The organism is Leptospira venezuelensis (assembly GCF_002150035.1).
Lineage (GTDB): Bacteria > Spirochaetota > Leptospiria > Leptospirales > Leptospiraceae > Leptospira_B > Leptospira_B venezuelensis.
In genome coordinates, this window is sequence record NZ_NETS01000008.1 from 553,291 (window position 1) to 575,491 (window position 22,201).

The window sequence follows — 22,201 nt, forward strand, 5'->3', positions numbered from 1 at the left end:
ACAGAGATTTTATATTTTTCTCAGTGTGCTCCGTGATCTATGCGCGAAACTTGTTTTTGCATTCGATTCGCACGGAGGGACAGAGTTCACTATGGAATACCTACATATATTTTTTCTGAAATTCCTGCAGTTCGGAGCAGGAGCGGCATTTTTATACGCCTATTTGGAAATCATCCGTCCTGGCTCCGGGAATCGGATTTTAGTCTTGATCATGATTCTCACGGGAACAATCCTACTTCGATACTCCTGGTATCTGCAAGATGACTTATTAGAATTTCCTTATCTATTTATATTCTTACATACCAGCGTACTTTTCGTAGGCCCTCTAATTTATACATATATCCGTTCTTTTTTAGAAACAGAAGAAGAAAGTCCAAAACAAAGATTCATCCGCTATGGACTTCATTTTTCTCCCGTTTTACTATTTACCATCTTCGAATGTATTTTTTTCTCCCAAGATAACTCAGAACTGAAAGCTCAGGTTATTCAAGGAGCCAAGGAATTCAGACTGGATTGGGCTCACTTAGGAAGTTTTATTGCAAGCATCCAGGTTTCCGTGTATTCCCTATTCTGCCTTTATCTCTACCGGAAGGTGAGTAAAAGATACGAAATGTACGAATTAAAACTAGTATGGTTAGTATTACTTCTTCCCGTATTTGCGAACAGTTTGATAGGAACTGCTTACTTTCTAAAAAACAAATACTTATTTGATCTTGGAGCCTCGCTTATCTGCGTCATGGTATTTCTGCTCTTCTTGGTCAGAGAAAGGCACCCGGGATTTTTCAGTGAAATCACCGAAGTCATCCAAAGCGCTAAATACCAAAACACTCCTCTTCTTTCCAAAGAAATAGAAGCAGCCAATTCCAAACTGAATGAACTTTTAGAAATCAAAAACTTATACAGAGATAGCGAATTGAGATTGGTAGACCTGGCTGCGGAGCTTGGGTTAAATCTACACCAAACTTCCAGATACTTAAACGAAGTTCATAAAATGAATTTTTATGAACTAATCAATCGATACAGAGTGCAAGAAGCCTGCAAACGTTTAACGGAAGAATCTGAAACCTCAGTATTAGATATTGCTTTCGCAGTTGGTTTCAACTCCAAATCTACCTTTCATTCTCAATTCGTAAAATTTATTGGGATGTCACCAGCATTATATAGGAAAGAGAATACAAAATCTAAATAAGAAACACTTACATCGGCTATTAAGCTAAATTTTCAAAATGTAAACGAACTATTTCCATTTTTCTTTAGAATTCATTTGGAACGAAAGTGCATATGTAATAAGAAAAAAAACAGTTCCGATGAGCGAAAATAAAATACAATAAAAAGTCAATGCCCGTCCTTGCAAAGTGCCATTGTGTTCGTAAACAAAAGCGAATACAGATAGAATCCCTGAAATGATGAATAACGATCGAGAGAATCTATTTAAATTAAGGACCAATATCGATCGATCAGAGCCAATAACCACAAAAGAAATTATATTCAGTAAAGAAATGAAAAGTATATAAATATGATTCGAACGAATTTCCATTCTGGCGACAAGATCGTTCATATGCTCCGGACGAAAAGAGAATCGCATATAAAGTCCAGTAGCTATAAATATTATAAATAGAATGATACCGAAATAAAGGTTCAATTTTCGCATCAGAATACCGCCGTACAAGCATTAGTATTTCATCACTCTCTGCCAAGTAATTTGAAGAATGGTGGAATAGACTTTCAAAACTTCCCCATTTCGTTCTTTCTGAGCCTAACAAAATAGCGCCAAAATGACAGTAATTTTAGCAGTTTGAAAAATCGATTTCCCATCTTTCTGTTTCCTTTTTAAAAAATAATTGACTATTAGTATATTATTTATAGTCCAATGGTATATTAATTAATGAGGTATAGCTCGTGAAAAAAGTATTGGTAACTGGTGCCAGTGGGCACTTGGGTTTTTCTTTAGTAAAACTTCTTCAAGAAAGAGGTTATGAGGTAACTGCTGCAGCTAGAGATGTAAATGACGCAAAGAAAACTTCTAACCTGAAAAAGTTAGGAGTGAAATTGGTCTCTGCGGATCTGGGCGATAGAGAATCTCTTAGAAAAGCGCTCCAAGGACAAGATGGACTATTTCAAGTGGCTGCGGCTTTCAATCTGACCGCTAAAGATCCCCAAAAAGAAGTAGTAGAACCAAATATCAACGGAACTAGAAATATTCTTGAAGAAGCACATAAGGCTGGGATCAAAAAAGTTGTATATACGTCCAGCATTGCTGCTGTAGGAACAATTGCGGAAGGAGAATCTCCTCTGAATGAATCCACATGGAACGATTCTGCAAAAGAACCTTATGCTATTTCTAAGACCCAGTCAGAAAAACTGGCTTGGGAAATTTCCCAAAAATTAGGATTGAATCTTGTAACTGTTTTGCCTGGAACTATCTTAGGACCTCAGTTCACTCAACCTACTTCTTCCTTAAAACTGATCCAAGATATCTTAAAAGGACAACTTCCATTCGCACCTAAGATGACTTTTTCTTATGTGGATGTAAGAGATGTTGCTATGGCGCATATCTTGGCTTATGAAAATCCAGCTGCCCAAGGAAGATATATTGCTACTGGAGAAACTCTTTCTGTTTCTCAAGTTTGTAAGTTAGTCAAAGAGATCCATCCAAAAGCAAAAACAACCGGTAAGGAACTTCCATCCTTTATCGTTCGTGTAATGCCCTATCTGGATGCATTCAAACATGCGGTCACAGGTTTGGATAGACAGATCAATTCTGAGATAGTGCAAGATTACCTGCAAAGAAAACAAGAGTATAACTCAGATCGATTGGCAAAAGAATTCCAATGGAAACCTATGCCGGTTAAAAAATCACTCCAAGAGACGGTTGACTGGATGTTGTCCGCTGCCGTATAGTTTCCAGAGAGTGGATAAAAAAAGAGCCAGAAGGCCAGAAGAAAAGGAAATCCGCAAGCAGTCAATTGTGGCTGCCTTGCGGGGACTTCTCGTAAAACAAAAACATCCCCTTCCTAGCACCCAAGAGATTGCGGAAGCTGCAGGAGTCACCAAGGGTGTGATCTACTTTTATTTCAAGACCAGAGAAGAAATTTTCCTTACACTTCATTTACAAGAAACCGAATCCTTTTTTAAGGAAATGGCAGATTTGCTACAAGGGCCTGAATATTCTTTGGCTAAACTGAAGGAAAAGATCATTAGTCAGTTTTCTGAAAACGAGATCTTCATGTTCGTTGGCCTAATCATTCCCGGAATTTTAGAAAGTAATGTAGATCAAAATTTTTTGTACGAATTCAAAAAGAATACTTCCGACGGAATGGATGAACTGGCGAGGATTTGGCTCTCCAGAGAAACCGGACTAACAATCGCAAACGCCAGAAAATTTATATTACGCTTTTATTTTTTAGGTCTGATGCTTTGGCAACACCATAACCCTCCCAAAGAAGTTAAGGAAGCATTCTTAAACAAAAATCTTTGGCTTTTAGAAGGAGAATTGAACCAGACACTTTCCGAATCCTTCGATTGGCTTTGGAAAGGAATGAACTATTAAACTTACTTATACTATCTTATAAATGCATCCGTAACTTAATTCCAAAAGTAAAGACCGGTAGCGCGCTGACCAAGGAATTTACATCACGCCACCGATCCGAGTTGATTCGCTTTCTATTTTGTGCAAAGCTCCACAGGAGGTTTTTCTCCGCTAGCAAATGCAATTGCACACGCTTCTGCTTTTTTAATAGGATCTAATGCATCCCATTCTGCTTTGGCTTCCTCTACACTTGAAGAAGTAGGAAACCAGGATGGAGGATTATTTGCCATTGCTTGCCCAGTTGCAACGACGATAAACCAAAGTTTAATAAAGTTATCCATAGCTTTCTGATCTACATCTTCCTGAGTATCGAATGGATTAAGGTCTTCGAGATCAGAACAAGAAGTACTAACAAAACTAACGCTAAGCACCAACAATACAGACACAAAAATTTTAAACATCAAAAAATCTCTCATATTTTTTTCGAATGAAAAACAGGCCCGTGTTTGAAGTAAATCTATTTGCACATTTTTTCTAAAAATATTTTTATCCCAAATTAAATATAAAAAATACTTCATATACCATTTTAAATACACGCCCCCAAAGGAGCGCGGAGCTAAATTTTTACATATAATATTATATATTTATAATATTATATGTAAATAAAATATTGATTTTTAAAACGGAAGGCCGGACCAGGAACGACGAAACTATCTTTTGGAAATTCCAGAATGTTCCCAGAGAATTCTTTTGATTTCAAGAATGGTAGGCATATGATCTTGGACAGAATGATCCGAATCTATCAGTAGTTCGGACTCTGCTCCATCCAAATGAGAACTATCATAAGAAACTACCGAATCATTGATCCATTCCAGATCTCTAAATCTAGAATTCCCTATGATAGAATGAAATGGAATCTCAGGTTTCAATTCTCCTGTCACTTTCATGAATAAACTATTTGGAGAAAGCCCATCTACTCCATATGTTTCCGGAAGAATAGATTCTTCTTCTGAATCAGAGGTAAGAAATTTGTATGCTTTTCCAATATTATGAAGAGCACCTTTAGGTAGTACAAATAAGATCCTTGCGATAGAAGCCAAAAATCCTTCTGCGAGATTAGAACCTTTATGTGGTGTTGCTATAAACACTACTCTCTTCACAAACGGTAAAGGTTTAAAATCGAATACTCTTTTTACTTCTTCTTTGGATTCCGAATTAAGCAGTTCGAATTTTTCAGGGGAAACATTTGCAACTTTCATCCAATCTTCTTTTTTACTTTTGGTAACCATAAGTTTGGAAATAAGCCCACCCATACTATGGCCTACAATCATCATCTTATCGAAGGAAAAATCTTCTCCTTTAGGATCATACGTTTTTCGTAAGTCTCTGAGTGTGTCCCTAAAATCCGCAGCCGAAATTGTGATCGGATTTCCTGTTGGGTACCAGTAAACCCAGAATTGGTAGTTGTCCTTGATCTTTGGATCCGCCAAAAGTTCGTTGATCATAGGAAACCAAATAAAAGGAGAAGAGGCAAGTCCATGCACAAACACAACCGGTATCTTTCCTTTTCTGTAAGGATACACCAAATAGAGCCCTTTTCTTTCTAACCCCACTTCTCCGTCAAACTTCGCAAAAAAATCATCTCTCTTCTCTGCTCCTGATAACATATATGCAAGTGGAGTGGTTGTATCACTTTCCATTGGAAGATCCAATCCGGAAAATTGGACTCTATCTCTATGCACCGGATCGTATAGATGGATAACTGATTTTAAAGTTAAATTACGATTTTCTAAATAAGATTCCTCTAAGGTGAGTAATGCTGTTCCAGGATATGCTTGGCCTACTCCAGCTACGAATTCATATTTTCTTCTTTCGACTGGTTCTTTTTCTGGATGTTTTCGGATGAGTATAAGAGGTGTACCTATGCCGAATTTGCTAATCTGGTTGGAGAAGCCTGCGTTTTTATAATCGTAAGCCACTTCCACTTCCAGAAAATTTTTCGGCGTCCAAGCTGTTTCTACCTCCGCCCTGGTCATAGAGAGTGTACCTCTTATGAGTGGAAGATTTAGATCTGTTAAATTAGCAAGTTTTCGATTTCTTTTGGCAAACCGAACCAATTGAGCGAGCGATCTATTATACGTTTCGAGAGCAAATCTGAATTCCATGGAGAATGGATCCGCAGCTGGAATTGCCTTCTTATCAAATAAATAAGTATATGAATATACTAAAGAAGAAGCAAACATTCTTGCGAACATTGGATCCTCCAGGTCCAGCTCAGAACCTACATGATAACATAACTCTGATAAATAATAGGCAAGCTCTCTTGTTTTTAAGGCCATCAATCTATTATCTAGATCGTAAATAACTACTCTCGGAGCCTCTTGGTATCTTTTGTATAGATCGTTACTTTTTAAAAACCTGGTGGTAATCAGACTTAAATTTTCGGAAGAAATCGCATTCTCGCGGACAGCACGGATCTGTTCGTATTTGGAATATGAGAACGTGGAATAAGTTGTCCCGCATTCGAGCAAGAATACGGTCGAGAATAAAAGAACCCTAATTCTTTTTTGGAAATGGATCACTTTCTCTAAAGAATCTTTTTAGGGCAAATTGCAATCTCTTATTTGGGTAAGATCCTGGATGAATTCAATCTGTTTTAAAATAAGTATAAATGATCTTGCCCGAACGATTTAAGATGCCGTGGTAAATCAGATGTTCTTTTGCAAATTCTACTTTTGCAAGATTTCCTCGAAAAGGTTGTGCGTCAGTAAATCCTACTGTTCCAAGCTTTGTTCCCTTCGTATCCCAAAATTCATAATAATAAGGTGCTTCATTTCGACGAATGAGTGCAAATCCTGATCGATACTGATGTGGAAAATGACATACCGAGTATTGCCTATCTCGATCAGTTACAGGAATATGCTCATATACAAAATAGTCATTTAGATCCGGGAAAGGTTTTTCCCAGAGAATCTCAAATTTTTCATCTAAAATTCCAAAAGAACGATCTTTGAAGAAAAATGACAATCCTTCTGAAAACGGAGATACTAGTCTTACACCCTTAGGTAGATCTTTCGATTTTCCATCTAAACTGTAATAACGAATCTCTTTGTTTGGTCCGGAAATTATTGGGAATAGTCCTTCTCCGATACCGCAGGGAGCTTCCGTACCGATTGGTAAAATAGATTTCCCTTCTTGGTCCATGATTATCGTTTGATTTTCTTTGCTAAGGACCTTAGCTGCTTTATTTTTAAAATCATCTACTTGGATAAAGTCCCCGCCAAGTTTTTTCTCCCCACTTGGGTCCAAGTACCCACATCCTTGTGATCGTTTTATACAGTAAGCAATTCTTCCCTCAGATTCGTACCCCAAAGAAAAATATATGGGTTTTATAAAGATACTTCCGTCCAAATTCAACATTCCGAAAAGCCAATCTTTTCTAATCTTGATTTTTCCGTTCTTTACTCCTATATATTCGTATCCGGAAGGTAATTTTCGAATCTCTCTTCCTTTTTGATCGATAAGAATATGCGAATAATCCCGTGCATATACAACGGCTAAGTCAGATTCGAAATCAGAACATTTGTAATAGATTTTGAATTTAAAATTTCCTTCTTCATCTATGTATCTGCAAAAATTCCCGCCAACTGGAACTGGCATGAGAGAAGGAATGATTTCTTCTGCATTTAAAACGCTTTGAATCAGAAAAAATATTAAAAATGCTCGGACCATAACTTATAAAATCCAATTAACTCCAAAAGAAGACAGCTTTCCTTCTATTTTTCACTTAGGGATTCAAAATCCCTAAGTGCCCTTCGTGGACTCTGAGTGAATCGAATTTTTTTTAGTTAATCTTAGATTATGGCTTCAAACAGTAAGTTCTAAATCCTTCAGGATCTTGAGTTTGTAGCAAAGAGCAAAATACAGCCCGTTTAGAATCAGAGAAAGAAGCCATTTTCGTTTTTACTTCATAACTTTGAACGGTCAGATTTCCATTATGACCGTTATTGGATAAGATAGCAATCAACACTAACAGATCATGGAATTGTTTTCTTTCTTCCTCGTCGTCTTCCACGAACCAAGTAAGGATTGGGACATCATCCATCCATGAACAGGATATTCCCGGCATGATTGTAACCACAGCCAATAGTAAAATAATGAATGTTCTTTGTATCATCTCTCTAATTTCCCCGCGAAGAAGCTAAAAACTTTCGCGCATATTGTAAAGAACAATTGATACTCAGTTGATTTGCATTTTTGCCGGGGAGAGTGTGAACCTTGATTATTATTCTATAGGTGAGAGGTCAGAGAGTGTGAGATCTTCGATTGTATGAGGATAACCTTCTCTATCGTTGTAGAGAACGGAGACTTTGTCCCCATTGATTTCCTGGATCTCAACCTGAGCGCCGGTGAGCACGATCACCCCTTTTAAAAGAAAACTTCTTTTGGTCAGTTTGGCTTTATCACCCGGCTTCATGTTTCTCCATATAAATATCTTTTCCTTCCTTCTTCATGGAAGAGAAAATATGAATTTGTCTTTGATCAACTCTAGTGCCGATATCATATACTGCGTCTGTAAAGTCCGCGCCTTCTATTTTGGCTCCTGCAAGTTTTGCCCAACGTAAATCTGCACCTTTTAGATTGGCACCTGTTAGGTCGGCTCCATTTAAGAATGCACCACGAAGTCTTGCACCTTCGAAATTGGCTCCTGCAAAATTACAATTGGTTAAGAATGCGTTGTTTAAATTTGCTCCGGAGAAATCCACTCCATGTAAATCTTCTTTTTCTAATATGATAGAAGAAAGGTCCTGACCTTTTAGACTTCCGGTTTCAGCAAGGATCTCTTTTGCTTTGGCTGCGGTGATCCTTCTTTCTTTTGGAACTCCTGCTCCAGTTTCATAATCATGGATCGCTTGTTGGAGAGCTGCTACTGCTGACTCAGGATAATTTTTACGACGTTCAGGAAACTCGAATTGTTTTTCTACATCGTCAGTAGTGACATTTTTGAGTTCGTCTATGGTTTTACCCTTAGCAATCTCAGTTGCCATTGCAAGTGCCACGATCCCGAACCCACAACCAGTGGTAGTATAACTTGCGTCTGTTACTTTTCTGTTCTCATCTATTTTGAGATAGATACGATACCCATCTCCACAACCCACGTTTCTATAGTTGGAAACAACGGTTGCGTCTTCCATTTCTCTATAGTTGAGCCTTTGATCGTTGATCTCTTTGTATCTGTTAAAATCCATTACTGACATGATGATTGCCTTTCTTAGATTAGACTTTGTTGATGAAGGAGGAAAGCACTTTTAGTGAGGAAGATCCGCTTTTTTGAATGCGTCAGGGATTTGGAGTGGTGCGAAGCAGTCGCGAAGCGACCGAAGCGTTAGCGCAGCCCGGAGAAGCCCGACCTTCGCATAATATGCGGAGGGGACGCCCCGAGCCTTAAAATCTCGATTAGGAAATTTTGTATTTTTTCTTGAACTTGTCTACTCGACCAGTTGTATCCAGGATTTTGGATTTTCCGGTGAAGTATGGGTGACAGTTGGAGCAAATTTCCACGTGGATATCTCCAACGGTAGTACGAGTCTCGTAAACCGCACCACAAGCGCAGCGAATTTTAGCGTCAGCGTATTTAGGATGGATGTCTGTTTTCATGTTGTCCCCTTTTCGGACCTATTTAGGCGTTCATGCTGCCCAAGAAGGTCTCGTTAGTCTTAGACTGTCTCATCTTCTCGAGTAATAATTCCATGCTTTCTGTGATGCTCATGGGAGAAAGTACTTTTCGGAGTACAAAGACCTTCTGGAGGGTTTCCTTAGGTAGAAGTAGCTCTTCCTTCCTGGTTCCGGACTTATTGATGTCAATTGCCGGGAAAATCCTCTTATCGGATAACTTCCGATCCAGGTGGATTTCCATATTACCAGTTCCCTTGAATTCCTCGAAGATCACCTCATCCATTTTGGACCCGGTATCCACAAGCGCAGTCGCGATGATGGTAAGTGACCCACCCTCTTCGATATTTCTTGCGGCCCCAAAGAATCTTTTCGGTTTGTGAAGTGCGTTTGAGTCCACACCGCCCGAGAGTATTTTTCCGGAAGTAGGAATTACTTGGTTATAAGCGCGGGCCAGACGGGTAATGGAGTCGAGTAGAATGACCACATCTCTTCCATGTTCCACGAGTCTTTTTGCCTTTTCGATCACCATCTCAGCAACTTGCACGTGGCGGGTAGCAGGTTCGTCGAATGTAGAAGATACCACTTCTCCGCGAACGTTTCTTGCCATGTCGGTTACTTCTTCCGGACGCTCATCAATAAGTAGTACGATTAGGGTAACTTCTGGGTGGTTGCTAGTAATCGCGTTTGCCACGTTCTGCATCAGGATTGTTTTACCTGTTCTAGGTGGCGCAACAATTAGTGCTCTTTGTCCTTTGCCGATAGGACACATTAGATCTACGATCCTTGTGTCTAGTTGAGAAGGATCATGTTCCATTCTCAATCTTTCGTTCGGATAAAGTGGAGTTAAGTTGTCGAATAACGCACGTTTGCTTGCTACATCCGGTGTGTATCCGTTTACGGTTTCCACACGGAGCATTGCGAAGAATCTTTCGGATTCCTTTGGAGGACGGATCTGTCCTTCGACCGTGTCTCCCGTTCTTAGACCAAATAATTTGATCTGAGAAGGAGATACATAAATATCATCCGGACCTGGAACGTAGTTATAATCAGGAGATCTTAAGAAACCATATCCATCAGGTAATCTTTCCATTACCCCTGCAGCATGGACCTGTCCTTCTCTCTCCGCTTGGGCTTGTAGAATGGCGAATATTAAGTTTTGCTTTTTTAGTCCGCCTGTATTCTCTACGCCAAGGTTCTTAGCGACTTCGATCAGTTCTGCTATGGATGTTTTTTTAAGTGCTACTAAATCAATAGGAGCAGGTGTAGGTCCCTCGTAGGAACCACGACGTCTTTTCCTGGAACGAATCTCAGCCGTTTCCGGATCATCTTCCGGTAAATTCGGTTCTTCTTCGTTATTATCGTTTTGTGCGTCGTTATTGTTGTTTTGATAGTTGTTTCGGGGCTTGGAGTCTCGTCTTGGGTTAGCCATGGAATACCGTTAATTGGATTTGGAAGGAGAACCTTCCTGTATTCATTTTTTATTCGATTAAGAGCGGGTTTTGAAGGATCCGGGTAGTCGGTTCTTTTTTTATAATCCGTTATAAAACTTAAGTTGCCTATGAGTTTTAGTTTCGGGCTTCAAGAATCTGGACCTTTGGGACAGACTCTTAAGCGACCGGGGGAATCCCTTATTTTCAAACGAGCTAGTTGCTCGGAAGAGAGGAAAGGGTCGGCTCTTAAGTGGACTATTTCCAGATTACAAACTCTGTCAAGGCTTTTATTTTTGCTTTGTCCTTTTTTTAGACGCGGATTTTTTCTTAGAACTTACGGCCTTTTTTTTAGAGGCAGTTTTCAGTTTGGCTTCTAGAACCGCAGGTTTGTTTGTTTGCTGAGCTGCCTTTTTAGGAGGACTCTGTTTGCCTGTTTTCTTTCTAGGAATCGGCTGGTCCTTATTCAATTTAAACTTACTGGTTAGATCCAAAAACTTAATTCTATTTTGCAGAGTGGTTCTTGGCACTCCCAGATCTAAGGCAGCATGGGAAACATTCTCTTGGTTTCTTTTAAGTGTATGATAAATATAACTTCCTTCCACTTCTTTTAACATTGTCTCGAGTGGAAGTTTTTGATTGAACGCTTCGGTGACAGATGGGAATTCCATTCCTTCTCCATCTTGGCTATTTAGTTTGGCAGAAGCCGGGGAGAAGTGATACAGATAGCCTAGAGGCTTTCCTTTTTGTTTTAGGATGGAAACCCTTACGATAGAGTCCAAGTCGGGAAGAAATGTCTGAACGGAAAGTCTTCCTTCCTCTAATCTGAGTTCGTGGTTTTTTAGATAATTTCCAAGTAGGTCCTTGGACATTTCTTTTAATAGTTTTTCTGCCTGAAGAATGCTATCCCTAAACCATTTTTTGACCAGTATATCTTTTTCGAATGTCTCGTTATAGAATACTGTATGTCCATCCAGATCTGTAGCAATTAATCCATCTGGAAAGTTTTGGAGAAGTACTTCCATAAACCATTGGCTTTGTTTTGCTTTTTCTTCTTCGGATTTTTGAGGAGAAACCTTTGGTTTTTCTGTCTCCTTAGCCATCCAAGAAGATCTGCTAAGTTCTGCGAGAAACCTAGGTTTGTCCCAATCTTCTAATTTTTCTCCCAAAGGACCTAATACAGGTATGGTTCTTTGTTTTTGAAAAAATGCTAGAACGGTTTCTGGAATTTCTCGGATCAAGAAATCTTCCGGAATTCTTTCGAATTCCCTTTCGGAAGCGCTTAGATCTGCGAGTTCCATTAGAACTCTTTCTTTGGGGAGTAATCCGAGTAAGCCTGTTCCTTCTTCCCAAACAGGTAAATGACTGGCAGGGCTATAGAGAAAAAATTTATATAAAACTTCGATTCTCATTGGAAGAAGGAGGATATTTTCCTCCGGAATGACTTCTTTTGAAGCCTAAGCGAGAAAATGCCTCTACTTTTTTATCCGCTGAGACTAGTTTTTTATAAGGCGGTCTGCGGCTTTTTTGTATTCTTCCGGATAAGGAAGTTTGGATACTTTTAAGCTGGATAAAGAGTATTTTAAGGATCTTTTATATAGCACTAATGCGTAAAGATGATTTCCGTCTCTGCGAAATTTGTTCCCTGAAAGCCATTCTTCTCTTGCCATTCTGAAATAATCATTTGCTCTTTCTTCTTCTTTTGCAGATAAAGGATGATGTTCCTCTGTCTCCATTTTTAAGAAGCGAGACTCTTTTGCAACATGCTGAAGTAATTTATCCGAAGAAGTTTCCGCGAATTCTGACCAACGTTTCATCGATTCAGGAAGCGCTCTTTCGAGTAACGCTAGGCTGTCAGATTTTTCTTGAACACTCCCTGCTTTTGAGGCGGAGTTTAGGTCTGCAGAATAATTTTCAATTTTTTGAAGATCTTTTCTAAGTTCCGAGGATTCGAATGAATTCCCGATCTCTCTTAGGATCCTAACTTTTGAATCTACTGATTTTTTTCTTTCTCGAAATCCTTGTGTAGACTGAGAAGAATAAATCCTTCCTGCCAGTATTGTTACCGCGATCAGCGAAAATACTAGCAACCATTTCCAAAATCGGCCTCCCTTCACTCTAAGGGACATGATTTCGGCTGGAGTAGGAAGATCCATTAGTTGGTTCCACCTTGTGTAGGAACAGGAGGTAAAGTCTCTTTCGCTTTAATATCGTCTACTCGGATCTCTTCATTACTTTTTTCTAAAAAAGAAACCCTTCCGTTCGTGATAAAACTATAATTATCATCATGAACTTCGAGTAGATCCACTGGATTATCTTTTCCTTCTCCCGGAGGAGCAATTTTTGGAGAAAGTAATTCGTTGTCTATATAATCAATGAGAGTGTTTCTGATACGATCATAGTCGGAAATATTTTCCTTCTCTGCGATGTTTCGCACTTCGTCCAAGTTCACAAATTGGAACTCACGTTTATCGTCGTTAGGAGTCTTAGCTGCAATCATCGCAAGAAGTGCAAATCTTCTGGCTCTTCTTGCCACCTTGATCCCTTCTCCAAAAAGTACAAGTTTCACTCTGAATTGATAAGGAGAAGAATTATAAGCGCTTGTAAAATTATCTTCTGAAGATTTTAGATCTCTAAATCCGAGTTTCAATAAATGTTGTGCAATTTTATCGTTAGAACGAATGATCATCGGAGATGCTGCTTCTAAAAGGATACGAGCAGTTTTGATATAATTTTCGTGAACCACTTGGAAGATATCTTTCATCTCCCCTTGCGCGGATTTCAAGTTTTTATAAGACAAACTGTAATTACTTTGGAAATACCACATATTTCCGTTGAAGTCGGCTTGGTTTGCCTTCTTGAATGATCTGTAATTGTCTATAGTATTCAGTTTTTTGAAAAGTTCCGTCTGTCCGCTTGCAGTTGTGGTTTGCCCCGACTGAGCATTTTCCGCAGCAGTCGCCACTCCTGCCTGAGACTTAGGTCCTCCACCCTCTTCCAATGGTGGTGCAAGATTACTCACGCAGATATTGATGAACTTTATATTTATCTTATTCTCATCTATCAGGATCGCGAGGTTTGTCTGGTCCGGAGAAACAGCGTAAGTCCTATCCGTGAAAAAAATCGGCGCCGCAGCGAATATAAAAAGAAGAATGCGTGTATATTTCGAACCCATAGCTTTCCCTACTAGTAGTCTATCGGCAGGGTTTCAAAATGTATATTCTCTTTTTTTTGGGGAAAAGAGACGCAAAGTTTAAGGAGACGCAGCGCTAATGATCACGCAGAGGCGCTAAGACGCAGAGAAGAGTTTAAATTTTATTAAACCCCAAACAAAACCCTCCGTGTCTCTGTGGCTCTGCGTGCCTAAAAACGCTGCGACTCACTACTCTCGGCGTCTTGTCACAAAGAACTGATACGGCGGATTGCTTCGATCACGTCGTCCTTTTTACCGAAGGCAGAAAGTCTAAAATAACCTTCTCCCGCAGGTCCGAAGCCAGAGCCTGGAGTTCCTACCACCTGAGCCTTATCCAAAAGTTGATCGAAAAAATCCCAAGAGCTAAGATTATTCGGAGTTTTGAGCCAGATATAAGGTGCGTTCACCCCTCCGAAGACGTCGTATCCTGCCTTGATCAATCCTTCTCGGATTAATTTTGCATTACTCATATAAGTATCGATACTTGCTCGGATCTCTTTTTTACCTTGAGGAGAATAGATCGCTTCTGCCGCTTTTTGGGTCACATAAGAAACACCATTGAACTTAGTGGTATGTCTTCTGCTCCAAAGTTGTCCTATCGAAACTTCCTGGCCGTCTTTTGTTTTTCCCTTTAATTCTTTAGGGATAACTATATAAGCACAACGAAGTCCTGTAAATCCTGCAGTTTTGGAGAAGGAGCGGAATTCAATCGCGACCTCTCTTGCTCCTTCTACCTCGTAAATGGATCTTGGAACTCCAGGTTCAGAGATGAATGCCTCATATGCAGAATCATAAAGAATGATACTATTATTCTTTTTAGCGTATTCTACCCAAGCCTTCAGAGATTCTTTAGAAGCAACTGTTCCGGTTGGATTATTAGGAAAACATAAATAGATTAAATCCGGTCTTTCTTTAGGAAAATCAGGCTGGAACCCGTTCTCTTTTGTAGAAGGCATATAGATCAGATTAGCATATCTTCCGTCAGGACCAGCTTCTCCGGTTCTTCCCGCCATCACGTTAGTGTCTACATACACCGGATATACAGGATCTCCGATCGCTATCTTTGCATCCTGAGAGAATATTTCTTGGATATTCCCGCAGTCACATTTGGATCCGTCGGATACGAAAATTTCGCTTTCGTCTAGTTTTACACCAAGAGGAGCATAATCATTATCTGCGATCGCTTTTAGTAAGAAAGAATATCCTTGTTCAGGTCCATATCCGTGGAAACCTTCCGGAGTTCCCATTTCTTTGGAAGAAGAAACAAGTGCATCCACGACAGCAGGAGCTAATGGAAGAGTAACGTCTCCTATTCCTAATCGGATGATCTTTGAGTTTGGATGTTTTTCCGAATAAACTTTTACTCTTCTTGCGATTTCCGGGAAAAGATATCCGGCTTTTAATTTTAGATAATTTTCGTTTATATTTGCCATTGAATTATTCGTAATCCTCGTCTATGTTTTGGATTGGTTTGCGTCCTGCAAAACCCACGTCGTATCCGTGTTCGAAAAGAAGATCCTCTTCTCCCAGATGCCAACAATAATAACCTTTTCCATTGTCAAAGTCCACAAGCCATAGCCCTTTGACTTCTATCCCAAGTTCCCGGATTTTTCCGGACCATTCCACCAGCAGTTCTTCGACCTTGGCTTCTCTGGCTTCTTGTTCATTCTCTTGGTATAAACCGTTTTTCAGTTCTTGGTGAACCTTTCCCACGGTTTCGTAAAATTCTTCCGTGATAGATCTGACATAGGGCAGAATTTTACGCGCTTCTTCGTATGTCCAGATCTTACGTTCCATTCTATTCCGTTTAAAAACGAACGCCAAGTGAAAGGCAGAGTAACGTCATTCTACTTACAACTCCGTATTTTGCCTGGCGGAAGTATGCAGCATTAGGAAGATCATCCACATCAGTAGAAAGTTCATTCACTCTTGGAAGCGGATGAAGCACTGTAGTCTCTTTTTTAGATGCGAGTATCAATTCTTTGTTTAACTTGAAGGATTCTTTTAATCTTTCATATTCTCTATGATCTGGGAATCTTTCTTCCTGGATGCGAGTCACATAGGCGATATCACATTCCCAAACTTTTTTGATATCGTCTGATTCTTCGAAAGTGATAGGGAATCCTTCAAGTCCCTTCTTATAAGACTCAGGGAGAGAAAGTTCAGGTGGAGAAATCAAGTAAAGATGTACTTTATAATGTCTAAGAAGATTAATCAAACTATGGATTGTTCTTCCATATTTTAGATCACCAATGAATGCAAGAGTGAGTCCGTCTAATTTTCCTTTTTCGGAAATGATTGTGTATAGATCGAGAAGAGCCTGCGTCGGGTGTTGTCCTGCACCGTCTCCCGCATTGATGACCGGGATCTTAACTGCACCTGCTGCAATTCTGGATGAGCCTTCTACAGGGTGGCGAATCACTGCGATGTCGGCATAAGCTTCTACCATTTTCATGGTATCGTATAAGGTCTCGCCCTTAGAGATGGAAGAAAATTGGAACCCTACTGTAGAGATTACCCTTCCCCCCAACCTTTCCATGGCAGCCTCGAATGAAAGTCTGGTCCTTGTAGAAGCTTCAAAAAAAAGAGAAGCCAGAAGTTTTCCTTCTAAAATTCCAAAGGCCTTATTTTGCTCTACCAGCCTTTCCATTTCTCGTGTTCTCTCGACTAAAAAGTCCAGATCTTCTTTAGAGAACTGGTCCGTATCCAGGATATTCTTATGCTCGTATGCCATTTTCTGGACAGATTGATCTGGCCGGGATCGGAGGCAAGAGAATTAAAAGGACGAGTTTCGCACAGAGAACACTGAGTTCACAGAGAAGTAGAACATAGCTTTTTTCTCACGCAGAGCCGCGGAGCCACAGAGTTGGGATTTACTAAAATCCAAATTCTCTCTGCGTCTTAGCGTCTCTGCGTGAAAAATCGTCTTAGGGTCTTGTAAACCTCTGCGCCTCTAATCTTAATGGTGTTTAGGTATTGGTTTTGATGTAAAACCCATCTTCTCTCTCAAATGACTGAACACAGAAAGTGTTACAGGAACATAGAGTAAACTTCCTAAAGTTCCGAACCCAAGTCCCCAACCTAATGCCAAGGTCATAGGGATCAATACTGGATCTGATCCTCCGACGCTATAGGCTGTAGGAAGAAGTCCTGCAACAGTGGTCAATGTAGTCAGTAAGATTGGACGGAACCTTCGACGACTCGCTTCAAGTAGTATCTCCTCCAAAGGCGCATCGGAAGATTTACGTATCGAATCGATACAATCCACAAGCACGATGGATGCGTTTACAAGAACTCCTGCAAGTCCTATGATCCCGATCATAGCTAAGAAGCTGAATGCTTTTCCGGACAATATAAATCCTGCTACAATTCCCACAAATCCAAGAGGAATTGTGCTCAAGATCAGAAGAGGTCTTACTGCATTCTGTAAAGTTAATGCAAGAATGATGTAAATCCCAAGTAGCGCGATCAATCCAGCTTTTCCGAGAGAAGCCATGGATCTTTGTGTGTCCTTCTCCTCTCCACCGAATACGATGGAAACTCCAGGGTATTGTCTTTCGATCAGAGGTTTGAACTCATCGATTACCTTTTGGTTCGCTTCACGAGAAGTCATACCTGTTTCCATCTTGATATCCGCATTTACTGTAACCGCTCTTTCAAAATCTCTATGAGAAAGTAGTTCAGGAGAATCCTTCAGATCCATTCTGGAAATTTTTGCTAGGTTGGTGATATTTCCCGCTTTGTTTCTAAGAGGAATACCTTTTACTTCTTCCGGATTTTTACGGAAATTCTTATCGTACATCACTCTCAGATAAATTTTAGTCTTACCTTGGCGAACATTACCTGCCCTTTCTCCATCGTACGCAGTTCTGAGCATATTCGCGGCGGAGAAGGTTGAAACTCCCGTAAAACTTTCCAATCCTTCGTCCAATTGGATGTACATCTGCTTTCGCCCGTTCCTATAATCATCACGAACGGAATGAACTCCCTTAATCCCTTTTAAGAAGGATTGTAGATCTGCGGAAACTTTTTTGAGTACCTCATAATCTTTTCCGAGTATACCAATGGTAATCGGTGCTCCGATCGGAGGAGCCATTGCCATTTCTTCTAAATACACATCGGAAAGACCTGGTGTTTTTCGAATATCATCCTCGATAGAAGCTAATATTTCAGAAGCCTTTCTCTCCCTTTGAGATTCTGGAGTGAGATACACCATTACCACACCTAGGTTCTCTCCGAATCTAGAAAGTGGATCGTCTGGATCAGTTTGTTGCACTCCAATCTTAGTGGAATAACTTACCAATTCTTTTGGAGGGATCTTTTTCAAGATTTCTTCCATATATTTCATCTTATCCCTAGTCTGGAAGATACGAGAAGAAGGTGGAAACTCTGCTTTGATTAGGAAAATTTCAATGTCTTCTTTCGGGAAAAGAATAAAGTCCATTTGAGACATTACCCCGCAGGAACCCATAACGACGAAAATGATAGCAAAGAAAGATTTGTTTCGATTTCGGATCATCAAAGCCACAAAATCGGTAAACCTTTCCTCCATTCTTGCGAAGAATGCATCCAGGGATTTTCTGAAATTGGAAGACTTCTTTAATTCGTCCGGAGTTTTCGCAAATGCAGCAATCCTCGCAGGAAGAAATAGGAAGGACTCAATCAAACTTGCAGTCAATGCTATGATCACCACAAGTGGGATCTGCCAAATGAATTTTCCCATGATCCCGGCCATGAACAACATAGGAAGGAATGCAGCCACAGTAGTCAGATAAGATCCGAAGATCGGCACTAACATCTCTGTAGTTCCTTTCAAGGCAGCGGATGTTTTATCCATCTTCTCGCCTAAATAGGTATAGATGTTTTCCGAAATTACAATGGAGTTATCCACGAGCATCCCGAGTGAGATGATAAGCCCCATCATAGAGATCATATTAAAGGAAACATCAAAGAAAGGAAGCGCTGCGAATGTCATTAGCATAGACAAAGGTAATGACATTGAAGTCAGAGTTGCAGTTCTAAAATCTAAGAATAAAAACAAGATCCCAAAAACGATCAAGAAACCGATGAGCGCATTTGAGGTGACCACGTTCAATCTATTCTTGGTCCGTTTAGCTTCATCGTTTAATTTGAATGTTTTAATTCCTGCCGGATAAACTTTTTCGAGTTCTTTCAATCTGGCTTGGACCATGTCTGCGACATCTATCGCATCCGCTCTTTCTTTTTTGATCACAGAAAGAACGAGTCCCTGTTGTCCATTTGCGATCGCAAGGAATCTTGGGTATTCGAATGTATCTTCTACCCTTGCTAAATTTCCAATGCGTACAGTGGAGAATATATCATTCGTACGAACTGGAATTTTTCCAATTTCAGAAGGATTCTTAAATTCTCCGTCGATCCTCAAATCAAATGCATTCTCAGAATCCACGGAACCAGCAGGAAGATTGATATTACGAGTGCGGATCGTTCTTGTGATGTCGGAAAGATCCAATTGGTATTGTTTCAATCTGTCTGCATTGACTAAGATATGCCATTCTCTATCACGTTTTCCGAATACGTCTACTCTTGCAATTCCTGGGATCTTTTCTAATTCCAGTTCTATAAATTCAGCAATTGTATGAAGTTCTATCTCGTCCTTACCACCATAAACAGAGAAATCCATGATTGGAAAGGAACCTGATTTTCTTTCCGTAATTTTAGGTTTTTCAGTAACCTGAGGAGGAAAATCAGAGATCGCATTGTCCACAGCTCTTCGGATCTCATCCAAAACTTTTTCTGGATTTTTCTCCTCTAAGCTTACGCGAACATCTATATCAGAAACAGAGTTACGAGAGAAGGACCGGATCTCATCAATGCCGTCTATCTCCTTGATCTTTTCCTCAATTGGATACGTTACCCGCAATTCCACGTCCGCAGGAGAAGCTCCCGGGAATTTTGTGGTGATTACGAGCTGCTTCATATCCACATTCGGAAAAGCGTCCCTGCGCAAACCGCTAAGGGACATTCCCCCTGCGGCAACAATGAATATGACTCCCAAATACATGAAGAGTCTATTGTGAATGAAAGATTGTATTATCGTTCTCATATGTTTTTTTTATTTAGAAATTTTTCCATCCAAAGGTTCTAAGAGCCCGCCCCATTGGCTCCATGCTTGTTTAATAAAACTTTTGTCCCAGGTTTCTCCGCTAACCTCCATCTGTTTCGGTAACCGATCCCAGGAACATCCCGGGAATCTATGATGAATCCTATGATAATTAAAATGTAAAAAGAACACACTTACCGGTTTCGGTAGAGTTAAATTAAAGGCCGAATTTTTATCATTAATTTCTTTCCCGTAATGATATGCATTATCGAAAAATGATATAACGAACGACCTGCTCAAAAGAAGAAATACCAACAAAGGCCAATTACTTCCAAACAACCAAAAAGAAGGAATATAGAAGACCAAGATCCATAATATATCCTTTCTTAATTCTTCCAAAATTTCAGGACGATAGATCCACTTAAAAAAACCTTCTTCGATAGGATGCTCAACAAATCGATCCGCGATCGGTTTTGTCCAACGAGAAGGTAGTGAGAGTAAAAGTCCTGTGCCTACTTCAAAAATGTAAGTTGCTACTGTAATTCTAAAATAGTAATTCAAACTCTGGAACCATCTAGGCTTTTCAGAATTTGGATCATAAAATTCTATCCTATCACCAGGTTCTCTATTGAACTTGTGATGCATCAGATGACTACATTTCAAAACCGAATAAGGAGCTCCGAACACGACACAAAGAAACCTTCCCCAAAAATGATTCTGCTTTCTTTCGTTCGAAAAATTACCATGTATACTTTCATGGATCAAATTCCAGAAAGTATAGGAAACTGGCCCCAAAGCTGCGGCAAAAACCCAAGCGATCCAATATGGAAAGTTACCAAATAATAGACCCATTGGTAACAAAAAATGGAAGCTGATAAATAAAAATAGGACGACCAGCGAAAGTATTCTATTTTTCGCAAATGGTAGGTCTCTGATCTGTATAGAAGCTTCCATTTAGGATAGAACGAATGAGAGCTGAATTTTCTGCAAGCAACCTGCTAATCTAAGCCGTGGCGACATCGGTCGGTTTGGAAAAAAATTAGCTCGATCCGATGCTGCCAAGGGAAATAGAAATAAATTGATTCGGTTCCATTCTTTTGCAAAAAATTCGGCTCCAAAAATGTTACAAGAGGTCCAAAACAACAATATGAGTTTAATATTTCATTCTGCGACTCTCTTACTCGCATTTTCATTATTCTATTGCTTTCCATTGGATCCGGACAGGGTAAAGTCCCCAAGCTATAGAGAAGGTAGATATCATAATTTAGATCCAGATGAAGAATTGCAGGGGAAGTCTCCTTTGGCTATCCTACGTTGGAAGGTCTGGGGACCTAAAGATCCGCCTGCAGTCGAAGGTCTCACTGAAGAGCTTCCCACTGTTCTGGAAAGAAAATCTGAAGACCTAGTGGCTCAGGAAGGAAAGATACGAGTTGTATGGTTCGGACATGCCACAGTTTGGATCTCTTCCACCAAAAATGGAAAAACAGTAAACGTTCTGACAGATCCTATCTTTGAGGCTCCTATTCTTGTGAGTAGACTAGTAAAACTTCCGATCCCAAAAGAGGAACTTCCCCCTGTTGACTTTGTAGTAGTAAGCCACGCCCATAGAGATCATTTGGACCGAGATACATTACGTTATTTGAGAAGTAAAAATCCGAACTTACAGATTCTTCTACCTTCCGGAATGAAATCATTTTCTGAAGAAGAAAATTTAGGATCTACAGTTTCCCAAGAGTTGGGTCAGATCACTACAAAAGAGTCCGTTAAGATCACTTTTCTTCCAGCACATCATTGGAGTAGAATGGGAATCTCAGACACCAACCAGTATTTCTGGGGAAGTTACTCTCTTGAAGCCCAGGGAAAGATCATATACTTTGCGGGAGATACTGGATATTCTTCTCATTTTAAAAATATCTCAGAACGTTTAGGTAAACCGGTGGATCTTGCACTTCTTCCGATCGGAGCTTATAAGCCTAGATGGTTTATGAAATACGCGCATATCGGACCCGTCGAAGCTTTAATGGCAACCAAGGACTTAAATGCAAAGTCGTTTGCACCTATCCATTGGGGGACTTTTCCATTAGGCGATGATCTGCCTAAGGAACCTGTGTTGGACCTCAAACAAAGGTTATCCTTTCCTTCTTCTCCAGATACAAAAGGGATCAATCCTCAGTCAGATGGAATTTCATGGGGAACCAAGGATGGGGTCAAAATTATACCTTGGACTATTGGAAGTGGAATAGATTTAGAATGATTTGGAAATTTCTATCCTAAGAAAAAACATAGCCTCCCGG

Annotated in this window: 20 protein-coding genes; 4 read left to right on the plus strand and 16 right to left on the minus strand. The window is 40.0% G+C overall.

Annotated elements, in window-relative coordinates:
* Positions 1-91 precede the first annotated feature (91 nt).
* The 3 genes from B1C82_RS06655 (at position 92) to B1C82_RS06670 (ending at position 3,550) form a co-directional block, all read left to right on the plus strand.
* The gene (locus tag B1C82_RS06655) at positions 92-1,189 is read left to right on the plus strand and encodes an AraC family transcriptional regulator (RefSeq protein ID WP_086446807.1); all 1,098 of its coding nucleotides are present in this window, start codon (positions 92-94) and stop codon (positions 1,187-1,189) included.
* A 710-nt stretch (positions 1,190-1,899) separates the two neighbouring features.
* Positions 1,900-2,901, plus strand: a complete 1,002-nt coding sequence (locus B1C82_RS06665; RefSeq protein WP_086446809.1) for an SDR family NAD(P)-dependent oxidoreductase — start codon at positions 1,900-1,902, stop codon at positions 2,899-2,901.
* A 10-nt stretch (positions 2,902-2,911) separates the two neighbouring features.
* Positions 2,912-3,550: a TetR/AcrR family transcriptional regulator gene (locus B1C82_RS06670; RefSeq protein WP_086446810.1), complete on the plus strand. Its 639-nt coding sequence runs from the start codon at positions 2,912-2,914 to the stop codon at positions 3,548-3,550.
* Between the two features lie 113 nt (positions 3,551-3,663).
* Here B1C82_RS06670 and B1C82_RS20805 read toward each other — a convergent pair whose 3' ends face one another.
* From B1C82_RS20805 to B1C82_RS06750, 16 genes are all read right to left on the minus strand, one after another.
* Positions 3,664-4,107, minus strand: a complete 444-nt coding sequence (locus tag B1C82_RS20805; RefSeq protein WP_234008497.1) for a hypothetical protein — start codon at positions 4,105-4,107, stop codon at positions 3,664-3,666.
* A 132-nt stretch (positions 4,108-4,239) separates the two neighbouring features.
* Complete coding sequence (locus tag B1C82_RS06680; RefSeq protein ID WP_234008498.1) at positions 4,240-6,111, minus strand: esterase/lipase family protein; 1,872 nt, start codon at positions 6,109-6,111, stop codon at positions 4,240-4,242.
* A gap of 64 nt (positions 6,112-6,175) precedes the next feature.
* Positions 6,176-7,261: a WG repeat-containing protein gene (locus tag B1C82_RS06685; protein WP_086446811.1), complete on the minus strand. Its 1,086-nt coding sequence runs from the start codon at positions 7,259-7,261 to the stop codon at positions 6,176-6,178.
* Between the two features lie 127 nt (positions 7,262-7,388).
* Positions 7,389-7,706: a hypothetical protein gene (locus B1C82_RS06690; protein WP_086446812.1), complete on the minus strand. Its 318-nt coding sequence runs from the start codon at positions 7,704-7,706 to the stop codon at positions 7,389-7,391.
* Between the two features lie 108 nt (positions 7,707-7,814).
* Entirely contained in the window at positions 7,815-8,006 is a 192-nt protein-coding gene (locus tag B1C82_RS06695; protein ID WP_086446813.1) for a hypothetical protein, read from the minus strand.
* On the minus strand, positions 7,993-8,787 hold the full coding sequence (locus B1C82_RS06700) for a pentapeptide repeat-containing protein (protein WP_086446814.1): 795 nt from the start codon (positions 8,785-8,787) through the stop codon (positions 7,993-7,995). The genes B1C82_RS06695 and B1C82_RS06700 overlap by 14 nt, the downstream gene beginning before the upstream one ends.
* A 199-nt stretch (positions 8,788-8,986) precedes the next feature.
* Positions 8,987-9,187, minus strand: coding sequence for a 50S ribosomal protein L31 (rpmE, locus tag B1C82_RS06705; RefSeq protein ID WP_008592280.1), 201 nt, complete (start codon positions 9,185-9,187; stop codon positions 8,987-8,989).
* A 22-nt stretch (positions 9,188-9,209) separates the two neighbouring features.
* The gene (gene rho, locus B1C82_RS06710; protein ID WP_086446815.1) at positions 9,210-10,634 is read right to left on the minus strand and encodes a transcription termination factor Rho; all 1,425 of its coding nucleotides are present in this window, start codon (positions 10,632-10,634) and stop codon (positions 9,210-9,212) included.
* 288 nt (positions 10,635-10,922) lie between these two features.
* Positions 10,923-12,044, minus strand: a complete 1,122-nt coding sequence (locus B1C82_RS06715) for a PAS domain-containing protein (protein WP_086446816.1) — start codon at positions 12,042-12,044, stop codon at positions 10,923-10,925.
* Positions 12,045-12,128: 84 nt separating this feature from the next.
* On the minus strand, positions 12,129-12,788 hold the full coding sequence (locus B1C82_RS06720) for a PROCN domain protein (protein WP_086446817.1): 660 nt from the start codon (positions 12,786-12,788) through the stop codon (positions 12,129-12,131).
* Positions 12,788-13,807, minus strand: coding sequence for an adhesin OmpL37 family surface protein (locus B1C82_RS06725; protein ID WP_086446818.1), 1,020 nt, complete (start codon positions 13,805-13,807; stop codon positions 12,788-12,790). The genes B1C82_RS06720 and B1C82_RS06725 overlap by 1 nt, the downstream gene beginning before the upstream one ends.
* A 224-nt stretch (positions 13,808-14,031) precedes the next feature.
* Entirely contained in the window at positions 14,032-15,258 is a 1,227-nt protein-coding gene (locus B1C82_RS06730; protein WP_086446819.1) for an LL-diaminopimelate aminotransferase, read from the minus strand.
* Between the two features lie 4 nt (positions 15,259-15,262).
* Positions 15,263-15,622 carry a DUF2203 domain-containing protein gene (locus tag B1C82_RS06735; RefSeq protein ID WP_086446820.1) on the minus strand — a complete coding sequence of 120 codons (360 nt, stop codon included), beginning with the start codon at positions 15,620-15,622 and terminating at the stop codon, positions 15,263-15,265.
* Between the two features lie 10 nt (positions 15,623-15,632).
* Positions 15,633-16,559: an aspartate carbamoyltransferase gene (pyrB, locus tag B1C82_RS06740; protein ID WP_086446821.1), complete on the minus strand. Its 927-nt coding sequence runs from the start codon at positions 16,557-16,559 to the stop codon at positions 15,633-15,635.
* A gap of 225 nt (positions 16,560-16,784) precedes the next feature.
* The gene (locus B1C82_RS06745) at positions 16,785-19,910 is read right to left on the minus strand and encodes an efflux RND transporter permease subunit (protein ID WP_086446822.1); all 3,126 of its coding nucleotides are present in this window, start codon (positions 19,908-19,910) and stop codon (positions 16,785-16,787) included.
* 9 nt (positions 19,911-19,919) lie between these two features.
* Positions 19,920-20,861: a fatty acid desaturase family protein gene (locus B1C82_RS06750; protein ID WP_086446823.1), complete on the minus strand. Its 942-nt coding sequence runs from the start codon at positions 20,859-20,861 to the stop codon at positions 19,920-19,922.
* 193 nt (positions 20,862-21,054) lie between these two features.
* Between B1C82_RS06750 and B1C82_RS06755 the strand changes: the two genes are divergently transcribed.
* The gene (locus B1C82_RS06755) at positions 21,055-22,161 is read left to right on the plus strand and encodes an MBL fold metallo-hydrolase (RefSeq protein ID WP_234008499.1); all 1,107 of its coding nucleotides are present in this window, start codon (positions 21,055-21,057) and stop codon (positions 22,159-22,161) included.
* Positions 22,162-22,201: the final 40 nt, after the last annotated feature.

Bases quoted from the DNA above. Each gene is read 5' to 3' on its own strand.
- B1C82_RS06655 (WP_086446807.1), top strand. From the start codon at position 92: ATGGAATACCTACATATATTTTTTCTGAAATTCCTGCAGTTCGGAGCA.
- B1C82_RS20805 (WP_234008497.1), bottom strand. From the start codon at position 4,107: ATGAAGTATTTTTTATATTTAATTTGGGATAAAAATATTTTTAGAAAA.
- B1C82_RS06685 (WP_086446811.1), bottom strand. From the start codon at position 7,261: ATGGTCCGAGCATTTTTAATATTTTTTCTGATTCAAAGCGTTTTAAAT.
- B1C82_RS06690 (WP_086446812.1), bottom strand. From the start codon at position 7,706: ATGATACAAAGAACATTCATTATTTTACTATTGGCTGTGGTTACAATC.
- B1C82_RS06695 (WP_086446813.1), bottom strand. From the start codon at position 8,006: ATGAAGCCGGGTGATAAAGCCAAACTGACCAAAAGAAGTTTTCTTTTA.
- B1C82_RS06700 (WP_086446814.1), bottom strand. From the start codon at position 8,787: ATGTCAGTAATGGATTTTAACAGATACAAAGAGATCAACGATCAAAGG.
- rpmE (WP_008592280.1), bottom strand. From the start codon at position 9,187: ATGAAAACAGACATCCATCCTAAATACGCTGACGCTAAAATTCGCTGC.
- rho (WP_086446815.1), bottom strand. From the start codon at position 10,634: ATGGCTAACCCAAGACGAGACTCCAAGCCCCGAAACAACTATCAAAAC.
- B1C82_RS06715 (WP_086446816.1), bottom strand. From the start codon at position 12,044: ATGAGAATCGAAGTTTTATATAAATTTTTTCTCTATAGCCCTGCCAGT.
- B1C82_RS06720 (WP_086446817.1), bottom strand. From the start codon at position 12,788: ATGGATCTTCCTACTCCAGCCGAAATCATGTCCCTTAGAGTGAAGGGA.
- B1C82_RS06725 (WP_086446818.1), bottom strand. From the start codon at position 13,807: ATGGGTTCGAAATATACACGCATTCTTCTTTTTATATTCGCTGCGGCG.
- B1C82_RS06730 (WP_086446819.1), bottom strand. From the start codon at position 15,258: ATGGCAAATATAAACGAAAATTATCTAAAATTAAAAGCCGGATATCTT.
- B1C82_RS06735 (WP_086446820.1), bottom strand. From the start codon at position 15,622: ATGGAACGTAAGATCTGGACATACGAAGAAGCGCGTAAAATTCTGCCC.
- pyrB (WP_086446821.1), bottom strand. From the start codon at position 16,559: ATGGCATACGAGCATAAGAATATCCTGGATACGGACCAGTTCTCTAAA.
- B1C82_RS06745 (WP_086446822.1), bottom strand. From the start codon at position 19,910: ATGAGAACGATAATACAATCTTTCATTCACAATAGACTCTTCATGTAT.
- B1C82_RS06750 (WP_086446823.1), bottom strand. From the start codon at position 20,861: ATGGAAGCTTCTATACAGATCAGAGACCTACCATTTGCGAAAAATAGA.
- B1C82_RS06755 (WP_234008499.1), top strand. From the start codon at position 21,055: ATGAGTTTAATATTTCATTCTGCGACTCTCTTACTCGCATTTTCATTA.